General features: G+C 58.8%; 9 protein-coding genes. 3 read left to right on the top strand and 6 right to left on the bottom strand.

All coding sequences use genetic code 11. The annotated features are described in order from the left end of the window. Positions 1–386, bottom strand: a 386-nt coding sequence (locus HMPREF3011_RS02220) for a biotin/lipoyl-containing protein (RefSeq protein WP_305764125.1), incomplete at its 3' end; no start/stop codon positions are given. A 173-nt stretch (positions 387–559) separates the two neighbouring features. Beyond that, entirely contained in the window at positions 560–2,098 is a 1,539-nt protein-coding gene (locus HMPREF3011_RS02215) for a leucyl aminopeptidase (protein WP_081913949.1), read from the bottom strand. 221 nt (positions 2,099–2,319) lie between these two features. On the opposite strand from HMPREF3011_RS02215, the gene HMPREF3011_RS02210 reads away from it, so the two are divergent. After that, positions 2,320–3,435: a branched-chain amino acid aminotransferase gene (locus HMPREF3011_RS02210; protein ID WP_038625886.1), complete on the top strand. Its 1,116-nt coding sequence runs from the start codon at positions 2,320–2,322 to the stop codon at positions 3,433–3,435. Positions 3,436–3,924: 489 nt separating this feature from the next. Beyond that, complete coding sequence (locus HMPREF3011_RS02205; RefSeq protein WP_052155534.1) at positions 3,925–5,799, top strand: vWA domain-containing protein; 1,875 nt, start codon at positions 3,925–3,927, stop codon at positions 5,797–5,799. A 578-nt stretch (positions 5,800–6,377) separates the two neighbouring features. Here HMPREF3011_RS02205 and HMPREF3011_RS02200 read toward each other — a convergent pair. From HMPREF3011_RS02200 to HMPREF3011_RS02185, 4 genes are all read right to left on the bottom strand, one after another. Further along, positions 6,378–7,250, bottom strand: a complete 873-nt coding sequence (locus HMPREF3011_RS02200; RefSeq protein WP_070841086.1) for an adenosylcobinamide-GDP ribazoletransferase — start codon at positions 7,248–7,250, stop codon at positions 6,378–6,380. Between the two features lie 5 nt (positions 7,251–7,255). After that, entirely contained in the window at positions 7,256–8,293 is a 1,038-nt protein-coding gene (cobT, locus tag HMPREF3011_RS02195) for a nicotinate-nucleotide--dimethylbenzimidazole phosphoribosyltransferase (RefSeq protein ID WP_070841085.1), read from the bottom strand. Between the two features lie 102 nt (positions 8,294–8,395). Beyond that, positions 8,396–8,989, bottom strand: coding sequence for a bifunctional adenosylcobinamide kinase/adenosylcobinamide-phosphate guanylyltransferase (locus tag HMPREF3011_RS02190; RefSeq protein ID WP_070841084.1), 594 nt, complete (start codon positions 8,987–8,989; stop codon positions 8,396–8,398). A gap of 12 nt (positions 8,990–9,001) precedes the next feature. Beyond that, the gene (locus tag HMPREF3011_RS02185) at positions 9,002–9,766 is read right to left on the bottom strand and encodes a DUF3043 domain-containing protein (RefSeq protein WP_070841083.1); all 765 of its coding nucleotides are present in this window, start codon (positions 9,764–9,766) and stop codon (positions 9,002–9,004) included. Positions 9,767–10,080: 314 nt separating this feature from the next. On the opposite strand from HMPREF3011_RS02185, the gene HMPREF3011_RS02180 reads away from it, so the two are divergent. After that, complete coding sequence (locus HMPREF3011_RS02180) at positions 10,081–10,422, top strand: HesB/IscA family protein (protein ID WP_005512007.1); 342 nt, start codon at positions 10,081–10,083, stop codon at positions 10,420–10,422. Positions 10,423–10,493 lie beyond the last annotated feature (71 nt).

Genomic DNA, 10,493 nt, shown 5'->3' with positions numbered 1-10,493 from the left:
ACGGATTCGCCGAGCTCCGGCATCTCAACGTCAGTAGCGGAACCGGAAGCGGCCTTCGGTGCTTCCTTACTTGGCTCTTCAGCTTCTTCCTTCGGAGCCTCTTCCTCAGTCTCCTCTGCGGAATCGTCAGCGCCTTCCGGCTCTTCGCCCGGCTCGCCGACCTTTGCGATGACCTCGCCAACATCGACGGTGTCGTCTTCTTCAAAGAGAATCTCGGTGAGAACACCGGCGACCGGGGACGGAATTTCGGTGTCGACCTTGTCGGTGGAAACTTCGAGCAACGGCTCGTCGACCTCGACGGTGTCGCCGACCTTCTTCAGCCAGGTGGTAATGGTGCCTTCGGTAACTGATTCACCGAGCTCCGGCATCTCAATAGAGGTCGCCATGTTTGTGCACTCCTCGAAAAGTTAAGAAATCTCGTTTTAAGACGGTTATTACAAATTAGCTTACAGGTTGAAAACTCTGCTTGCCCCGTGGGCTGCGCCCGCTTTCGACTGGTGCGTGGAATAGCTCATTTCAGCCAGGATTCCAGCCGGGTGGGGCGCAGTCGGATGACCGGCTACTTCGTTGCCAAATCCTCAATCACAGAGAACATCGTCCGAACCGGAACGCCAGTGCCCCGCTTCGGGGTATAACCATACTCCCCGGTGGTGTTGAAGGCCGGACCGGCAACGTCGATGTGAACCCATTCAACATCCTCACCAACGAATTCGCGCAGGTATGCAGCTGCAACGCTCATACCGCCAAAGCGAGAGTTCGTGACATTCCGCAGGTCAGCGACCGGAGAATTCAAGGCCTCTGCTAGCTCAACTGGAATCGGCATTGCCCAACCATTTTCACCAATGCTCTGAGACAGCTCTGCAACACGGTCACGGAACTCGTCATTACCCAGGACGCCCGGGGTGCGCTCGCCAAGAGCGACCAGCTGCGCACCGGTCAGGGTGGCGGTGTCAATCAGGTGAGTCGGCTTGTCTTCGCAGGCGCGGACAATGGCGTCCGCGAGTACGAGACGGCCCTCTGCGTCGGTGTTCAGAATCTCAATGGTCTTACCGCCGTACTGCGTAATGACATCGCCCGGACGGTACGCCTTACCGCCCGGCATGTTCTCTGCCATCGGAACGGTTGCGGTCACCGGGGTGGAAACACCCAAACGGGCAGCCAGGACGACTGTGGCAATAACTGCCGCAGCGCCGCCCATATCGGAAATCATGTTCTCCATGCTGGCGCCCGGCTTCAGCGAAATACCGCCGGTATCAAAGGTGATGCCCTTACCGACCAGCCCCAGCGATTTCTCTGCCGACTCATCGCCCTTCCAGACCAGACGCACCAGGCGCGGCCCGCGCGAGGATCCGCCACCCACGGCATTGAGGCCTCCGAAACCGCCGGCGCGCAGAGCGTCGTCGTCAAGCACCTCGACCTCGAGCCCTGCGTCACGGCCCAGCGCTGCAGCAGCGTCAGCAAACGTCTCGGGGTAGAGGTGCGACGATGCTGTATTGACGAAGTCACGCGCGGTGGCAACGGCATCCACAATCGCCGCAACGCGCTTTACGACGTCGTCATCAGCGCCCAACACGACCACCTTCTGGGTGTCCTCGTTGCTTTCTTCGGCGCTCTTCTGGCCGGAGTAAGCGTAAGCGCCCAGTGCAAAGCCCTCGGCTGCAGCCTGCGGATCGATGGCGCCGAGAGTGTTAAAGACCACCTTGGCCTTGGACATACGGCGGGCAGCGGCACCGCAGGCACGGCGGATATCCTCTGCATCCAGGTCCTCAGAACCCACGCCAACGCCCGTGACACTGTCGACATCCAGGCCAGCGGGGGCCGGAATGGTGGTCACGGACTCGGCCTTAGCACTGGCGGAGACTGCCTCAAAGGAGGCGAGCAGCTGCTCTGCAACCGAACCGATGGCCTCGGGTGCGACCAGCTCGACGCCATCCTCGCCGTCGATAAGCGCGACGAGAACCGCGTCGGCGTCCGCGGGCAGAGACTTGTCGGCAGCGATGACCACGCGAGTGCCGATAGCCGGCAGGTAATTGGACAAAATTGCGGCGTTGCGAGAGGCGCCGAACTGCGTCGAATCATTGTTAGCGGGGACTGGCATGTAGTTGCATCTCCTTGTAGTCGTACTATGTGGTACACCACCGTATCCCTATTTGCCGGTTCGTGTCCTTCACCCCTGGACAGCGGACCGACGAGACAGCGCCACGACTTTTGGAATGTACCCGCGCCTAGTGCCCGCGACGCTGACATTAGCCTGACTAACACGGTCTTTCGGGGCGAGTATTGATACGACTCGATCCTCGACGGTTTAGGATGAAAGACATGTCTGCTTTGGAATTTGCAATCGAACGTAACCCGAATCCACTCTCTGATGTCGAGCGCGAGGAGATTCTGGCCAACCCCGGTTTTGGTAAGCACTTCACCGACCACATGGTCCGAATTGACTGGACTGCAGACAAGGGCTGGCACGACGCCAAGCTGCAGGCATATGGTTCGATTGAAATGCAGCCGTCTTCTTCGGTCCTGCATTACGGGCAGTCGATTTTTGAGGGGCTGAAGGCGTATCGCATGCCGGATGGTTCCATTGTTACTTTCCGCCCGGAGCAGAACGCTCGTCGTTTCCAGCGCTCCGCTGACCGCATTGCGATGCCGCAGCTGCCGGAGGAGACCTTTCTCGAGGCAATCCGTCTGCTGGTTGAGGCCGATGCGGCATGGGTGCCGCCAGCTGGTGGCGAAGAATCCCTGTACCTGCGTCCAATCATGTTCTCCACTGAGAGCACCCTGGGTGTGCACCCGTCGAACTCTTACACCTTCCTGCTCATCGCTTCACCTGCTGGCGCGTACTTCTCCGGTGGTATTAACCCGGTGACCGTGTGGATCTCCCACGAGTACGTGCGTGCCGCGCCGGGAGGCACCGGTGCTGCGAAGTTCGCAGGTAACTACGCAGCTTCGCTGGCGGCTCAGCAGCAGGCAGAGGAAAAGGGCTGCGACCAGGTTGTGTGGCTGGATGCTGTCGAGCGTAGGTACATCGAGGAGATGGGCGGCATGAACCTGGCGTTCATCTACCCGGATAAGACCGCTGACGCTGGTGTTCGCCTGGTGACTCCAGAGCTGTCCGGTTCGCTACTGCCGGGCATTACCCGGGCATCGTTGCTGCAGGCTGCTCAGGATCTGGGCATGAATGTCGAGGAGCGCCGCATTTCCACCGAGGAGTGGAAGAATGATGCCACTTCCGGTGTCATGAGCGAGGCATTCGCCTGTGGTACCGCTGCCGTCATCACCCCGGTCGGTTTTGTGAAGTCCGCTGAGGGGGAGTTTGAGATTAATAACGGCAACACTGGCGAGTGGACTATGAAGCTGCGCGAGCGTCTGACTGGTATTCAGCACGGTGAGGTTGAGGACACCCACGGTTGGATTCACAAGCTCGTTGAGGCTTAAGTTTCGGCGTAAGTCGGAAAAGATAATTTAATAGTTGTTACGAGAATTAGTACTTTCGCAGCCCCTGATTAGTATTTGCTGGTCAGGGGCTGCGTTTTTGCTTCGCTGGTTCCCCAACAGCTGTGCGGTTTTCTCATGGTTCATGAATTGTTCAGAGGGCATTTGTTTAGCCATTAAAAATACCTCTAGCGTGACCGGGGTCACTGTGAAAAACTACCAACACGATTGGTTTTTGTAGTTGGGAAAACAGTTTGAGGTGCTGTGATGGTGGTAGTTCAAGACTTTTTTAAAGATAGTTTTTCGTCAAGTAGTTCAAAGCGCCTAAGGGTAGCCATCGTCGTCACGCTGTTGTTGGCGGCGTGGACGATCGGGTTTAGCGCAATCCCGGCTCCTGTGGCGGCAGCTCAAGATACGCCGCCACCGTCCGGGGTGGAACAGCCCGCTCCTACGGGCGAAGGGGGCACGGGCGAAGCAAAAGCAGAGCTAATCATGGATCTGTCAGGCTCGATGCTTGCCGACGATGCCGGAGGCACCCGCCTCGATGCGGCAAAGCGCGCATCCACGGAGCTGATTGACTCCCTCCCGGATGATGCGCTACTTGGCATGCTGGTTTATGGCCAGCGCGAATCCAGCGATGAATCCAACCGCGAGCGAGGTTGCCAGGACATCGAGGTGCTGTCGCCGGTTCAAAAGGTCGACAAAGAAGGCCTGAAGAGCAGGATTGCCGGGTTGAAAGCTCAGGGCTACACGCCGATTGGCAATGCACTGCGTAAGGCGGCTGATGAGCTTGGTTCAGACGGTGAGCGATCAATCATCTTGGTTTCCGATGGAATTGACACCTGCGCACCGCCACCGGTGTGTGAGGTTGCGAAAGAACTGGCGGGGCAGGGCGTTGGCCTGACCATTCACACCGTGGGCTTCAAGGTTGATGAAGAAGCTCGCGCTGAGCTTGAGTGTGTTGCGCAGGCAACTGGCGGTCAAAGCATGACTGCTGATGATGCCACCCAGCTGGCAGACCACATGAAGTTCTTGGCTCAGCGGTCAGTGCAGGGCTACGAAACCACGGGCACTCCGTTCGAGTTCTCCGAGACTAAAGAAGGCGCGAAGTGGCTCGGCGAGGGCAAGTACCAAACGACGCTGGTGCCAGAGGTCGCCCAGCACGATCGCACCCCGCTCTACTACCGAATCGCAGTGCCGAAGGGGCACAACGCGATTGTTACCTCAAAGGTGTTGGCGAATATCGATGCTGAGGGTAAGGGGCAGCAGGATGTCCGAACTGAAGTTGACGAAATCATCAATGAAACCGGCGGAAAATGCCAGGACGACGGTCGCATGAGGTCGCTGACAGGCGCCGAAGCTAGTGCCGATTCGTGGACTCCAACTTCGGCTGATGCAAGCATTCTTGAATGGGATAGCGACCGCATAGAATCCAGTTGTGATCAAACCAAGTGGCTCGTCGCAAACAACGTGTGGGTCTATGACAGTGAATCAGTAGCAGATTATCGTGATGAACCCGTGAAGGTCGAGGTTAGCGTTCAGTTTGAGCCAGTGCTGAAGAAGCAGGATGCTGACAAGCTAAATGAAGGGCGGTCTTCCTCCGGCGACAAAGCCTACAAGAAGGCCACTTTTGGGGAAGCCAAGCCTGTAAGCGGTGGCAATAACGCAGCTCAAGCCCCGGAAGTCAAGTCTGGGGACACTATCTCCGACACAATCGTTCCCGGTGAGCAGAAGTTCTACAAGATCCCCGTCGAGTGGGGTCAGCGACCAGTGATTGCTGCCCGTACTGGAAATTCGGAGCGCGATAATGCCGATTCCATGGGAGTTGCTCTGTTGAATCCATTCGAGGTTTCCGTGGCGGATGGAACAATGCACTTTTATCAGGATTCCGAGGATCTGAATTTGTCAACAGATCGTCCGGTCGAATACAACAACCGAAGTACCAATGTTGGCGGACAATCTATAGCCAACGCCGGCTATTACTACGCGACTGTCCGAATGGCTAACTATCGCCCGGATGAAGAGGTCAGTGGTATCGATCAGCCGTTCCAGCTCGCATTCCTCCTGGACAACAAGCCAACTAAGGGGCCTGACTGGCGACCGACCGACAAGAACGGCCCGACTTCATCCGATAAGCCGATTCTGGCCAAGGGAGAGTCGGAAAAGGATTCGTCGAAGGAATCTTCGGAAGATGCGTCGAAGGAATCTGACTCCCCGGATACGGATTCTCAGGCATCCGCATCCTCGTCGGACATGGAGGACGAGGGTATGAGCCCGCTGGTCATTGGCACCATTGTGGCAGTGGTCGCCGTGTTTATCGGCATCGCAGGCGCAATCGTCTACCAGAACAAGAAGCGCAAGGAGTAAGACAAACCGTAAGCTCAGGAAGCTCCTGAGCAGGAGGGGCTAACCCGCAAGAATGTGTCCGCTCGGCATATCGCCGGGTGGGCACACTTTTTCTGCTTAACCCCAAAACTGACAGGCCAAGCATGATACTTACAGGCCAAGAACGATGGGCTGCAGATGTGAAGCTGTGCGAGTTTATGACACTTTCAGGCCATTTTTCGGACCATTTTCGCCATAAACGCAGTCAGTAACTCGCATCGGTCCGCCGTCGCTAACATAACCGCAGTCACTAGCCCCCCGCAGAACCCAAACCCCACAGAACCCAAACCTGGGAGTATTACCCCAACATAGAAAAGCACATCCCGTGCATTGCTGCGACGGGACGCGCTTTTTTTAATTAGCTGGGAGGCTAGAAGGTGTGCTCGTTCTTGGCGCCCCGGCAAACGGTCGGCGCAAAATAATTTGGGCGAGCCCCGAAACGAGCCTCCTGTACTCCGCCTTCCCGGCGGTGTGCCCTCAGAATACGTCCGCGTCAAAGTGACCGTCAATAGTTCTTTTTAAAGAAAACCCCAACGGGGGCAATGCGTGCATTTTCCCTGCTAGAACCCTATGGCAAGTACCACGGCACAGACAGCGCATGTTACCTCAATGACCGCACCAAACACGTCGCCGTTGACTCCTCCAAACCTCTTCACGCAGTGCTGTGTCAGCAGCAGTGTAACGCCGAAGCTCAGCACACAAGCGGCTACGCCCACGAGCCCAATCAACCCGCCCGACACAGCTAGCAGCAGTGTCCACCAGCAGGCCACCGTCACGGTGGACTGTGTACCAGCCGTCAGGGAGCCGAAGCCGCTGTTCGAAAAAGGCGGAAAGCCACGCCAGCAGGCAGTCGTTGCCGCCGCGCGAGAGGCCACAAAAGGCAAGCACAGCGCAACCACGCTCGGCCACATCTGACCAGCAGACCAATGTGACAGCACACTAGCCACAATCACGGCAAAAGCAGTCGTCGTCGTCAACATCGTCAGCACGATGGAGCCCACGCCCATTGGGCCGGTGCTCGGATCGCGCAGCACCTCGCGCGCCCCCTCCGGCGGTTTATACGAGCCGAGGGCATCTGCCACATCCGCCAGCCCATCCAGGTGCATGGCGCGGGTCAACATCTGTGCCGCCACCATAATCAGGGCGCCGCCGAGGATCGGGGTGACGTCGTAAAGCGTGGGCGTGCGTGACGACGACGTTGCGAACAGCCCCGCCGTGATGAGAACTGCACCCGCGGCAGGAACGAGCCCAGCTACTGGCAGTGCAGCGATGGCGCGGCGGCCGGTAATGCGGTCGAACACGCTCGCGCCTTTGAAAGGCAGGACAGTGAGCCAGGACAGGGCAGTGGTGATGGCCTCAGCGACGGCATTGCCGTGAGCGGAGGGATCACCGTCGAGGTTGTCCTGGTGAGACGGGCCGGCTTTGTCGGACAAGTCGATTAGTGCTTGGTGCTTACGCCTGCGTCGGCGAAGGTAGCCATGTTGCGCAGGACGGATACGCCGGACTTGACCAGCGGTAGGGCAGCGACGGCGCCGGAGCCTTCGCCAAGACGCATCCCGTATTCGAGAAGTGGTTCCTTATCCAGGTGTCGAAGGGCAAGCGCGTGCGCGGGCTCTGCCGACTTGTGGCCGGCGACCCACCAATCGCGCGCGCCCGGCGCGAGCTGGTCAGCTAGCAGAGCGGCGGATGTGACAACCACTCCGTCCAAAATCACAGGAGTGCGACGCACCGCTGCCTGAGCCAAGAATGCGGCCATCACAGTCATATCCGGCGAGGAAATACGACGGAGCACCTCAACCGGGTCATTGCGCAGGCGACGCACGCGGAACATGGCATCGCGCACGGCAGCGACCTTGAGCTTCCAGCCCTCGTCATCAATGCCAGTGCCTCGGCCGACGACGACAACTGGTTCGGAGTTGGTCACGGCACCGATCAGCGCTGCGGCTGGAGTGGTGTTTCCGATGCCCAGGTCGCCGGCAATGAGCAGGTCAGCGCCTTCATCAACGGCGGCGTCGGCAATCGCGATACCCGTGCGGATGGCCTTATCGACCTCCTCCTCGCTCATCGCATCCTCGCGGTCGATAGAACCGCAGCTGCGACGGATACGGTATGGCCCTTCGGCATCGTGGTCGAGGGAAATGTCCACACCGGTAACTGTGGCTCCCGCGATGTCAGCGATAGCGTTCACGCCGGCACCCTTTGCCTCGATGTTGGCAAGCATCTGGATAGACACCTCGGACGGGTACGCGGACACCCCGCCCTGGGCAACACCGTGGTCACCAGCGAAGACATAAACACGACAATCGTCTAGGTCACGCGGAGGGCATTCTCCCTGGCACGCCGAAATCCAAATGCCGAGTTCTTCCAACCGGCCGAGTGAGCCTGCGGGTTTAGTCAACTGCTCATGGCGCACGCGGGCGGCTTGTTCAGTCTCTTCGTCAGGGCGTGCTACCGGTCCAAAATAATCCGCGTTCATACTCTCAAACGCTACCCGAAAACGATTTGTGTACCGACCATTGGTACACAGTTATTCGCATTGCTAGGAAGACCGTCATAGGAGGAGAGGCGTGGAGTGAATCTAGCTCGCCGCCTTGACTTCCATAGGGCAGCCCGCCACAACTAAGACAACACGATCACAGACAGCTGCGAGCTGCTGGTTGAGAAGGCCAATTTCATCACGGAAAAGCCGCCCTGAGCGGTGCTCGGGAATGACACCGAAGCCCACTTCGGGCGACACAATGAACAGGTCGGAATCTGTGGGGAAGTTGCGCACGGCGTCGACAAGCGAGTGTGTCCACGGCGCGACGCTGCCCCTCGGCGCCTCCCACAGCCCCTGCGCGTCGAGGATGTGCGTCAGCCAGGTGCCGACATCGTCGAGCAACATGCGCCGCTTCGGCGACGCGAGAGCATCCACCGCATCGACGTCATCAACCGTGTACCAGACCACTTCGTGCTCTTGTGCCTGGGCTTGACGACGAATGCGGTGCTCCTTGACCCTGGAGTGAAAGTCACTATCACCGGGCCAGGGCCGTGCAGTTGCGATGTAGTGCAACACCGCTGAGGCTGCGGCATCTGAGGCACAGTCGGTTGAGGCTGCGGCGGTGGCCAGCAGCTCGTGCTCAGCCCATGAGGACTTGCCTGAGCGGGCGCCACCGAGAACCAGAGTGCGCATGGCAGATGGAGGCTACTTGATCTCGTCGCCGATGTTGACCTGCGGACGCGGAGTACGCAGACGACGCGGCTGAGAAGCGCGGGAGTAAGCGTAGAAGCCCAGCCCCCAGGCTCCCTCGGTGGTCTTCGGGAAGCGTTCGCGCGTCAGCTTGATGGCACGGCGGCCGATGTAGATACCTTCGATAATCAGGGCGATGATGAGAACCATCGCGATGAGAGATGCGATGTTGGCCAGCTTTGGCAGGGAAGTGCCAATCATCATAATCAGCAGCAGAATCAGCGCGAACGGGAGGAACACGTTAGCGAGGAAGCGACGGGAATCAACCCAGTCGCGGACAAACTTGCGCTCAGCGCCCTGGTCACGCGGCAGCATGTAGCGCGGATCGCCGGCGGCCATGCGCTCGTCGGCAATGCGACGCTGCTCACGTCGCTCTGCTCGCTCGCGTGCCTTGGCGGCCTTGAGCTCTTCCTTGGACATGGAGGCCTTGAGCTCCTTGCGGCGCTGGCGAGCTTCCTTAGTGGTTAGCGGTGCCTCGACCGGGCCACGGCGGATGCCGCGTGCGCGCTCAACCTCGTTGCGCTTCGGGGTGGGGCGCCCCTTCTTGGGAGTAAAGGCACCGCTGTGCTTCTTCTCGGGCTGCTGAGACTCCGAAGCGGTGTCCTTGGCTCCGCTGGATGCGGTCGCGTCGGTGGCTACGTCTCCGGCGTTGGTTGCGTCAGCTTTAGTTGCGTCAGCTGCCTTGGACTTTTTGTCATTCTTTTTCCACGGTAGATTCACGACCCCAGATTATAAGGTCTTCAAGGTGCTTCCCTAATTTGGTTGCAGGTTGAGGGCCAGGGGCTGGGCAAGGGGCGTGGTTTTTGGCGTGGCCGCCGCGTGGGGTCGGAGGCGGAGAGAGCGCCGTTGGGGCGTCGGAGGCCGTGGTGCGGTTGCGAGGTGGCGGCAAGAAGAGACTTCAGAAAAAGAGAAAGAAAAAGAGAGCCCAGAATTGGGAATTAAAGACTGGTCGGTATGGTTGTGATAAATAATGACGTAGCCGACCTTGGGGTCGACTCGCATACTTAAACACTTCAACAAGGAGGACACGCGCTATGACTACTGCTCAGAGCACTGGCGTTACCCTGACCGAAGCTGCGGCTGCCAAGGCAAAGGCACTTCTGGATCAAGAAGGTGCCACCGACCTGGCACTGCGTATTTCCGTGGCTCCGGGCGGCTGCGCCGGCCTGCGCTACCAGCTCTACTTCGATGATCGCAGCCTCGACGGCGATGTCGCCGAGGTTTTCGGTGGTGTCAAGCTGGTTGTTGATCGCCAGTCGGTTCCGTACCTGTCCGGCGCCACTATCGACTTCGCGGACACTATTGAGCAGCAGGGCTTCACCATCGATAACCCGAATGCCACCGGCTCCTGTGCTTGCGGTGACTCCTTCAACTAAGTCATTAGCTGAGCAGAGCTGTCAGCAGACGCTGTGAAAAGCGTCGGATAGTACAAGGCTCGGATCTCACT

This window comes from Corynebacterium sp. HMSC074C04 (genome assembly GCF_001838295.1).
Lineage (GTDB): Bacteria > Actinomycetota > Actinomycetes > Mycobacteriales > Mycobacteriaceae > Corynebacterium > Corynebacterium amycolatum.
The sequence above is the reverse complement of the archived record's forward strand: the minus strand, read 5'-3'. Positions and strand labels throughout refer to the sequence as shown.

Coding starts and splice junctions, on each gene's coding strand:
- HMPREF3011_RS02190 (WP_070841084.1), bottom strand. CDS start 8,989: ATGCGCACTCTGGTTCTCGGTGGCGCCCGCTCAGGCAAGTCCTCATGG.
- HMPREF3011_RS02205 (WP_052155534.1), top strand. CDS start 3,925: ATGGATCTGTCAGGCTCGATGCTTGCCGACGATGCCGGAGGCACCCGC.
- HMPREF3011_RS02210 (WP_038625886.1), top strand. CDS start 2,320: ATGTCTGCTTTGGAATTTGCAATCGAACGTAACCCGAATCCACTCTCT.
- HMPREF3011_RS02215 (WP_081913949.1), bottom strand. CDS start 2,098: ATGCCAGTCCCCGCTAACAATGATTCGACGCAGTTCGGCGCCTCTCGC.
- HMPREF3011_RS02180 (WP_005512007.1), top strand. CDS start 10,081: ATGACTACTGCTCAGAGCACTGGCGTTACCCTGACCGAAGCTGCGGCT.
- cobT (WP_070841085.1), bottom strand. CDS start 8,293: ATGAACGCGGATTATTTTGGACCGGTAGCACGCCCTGACGAAGAGACT.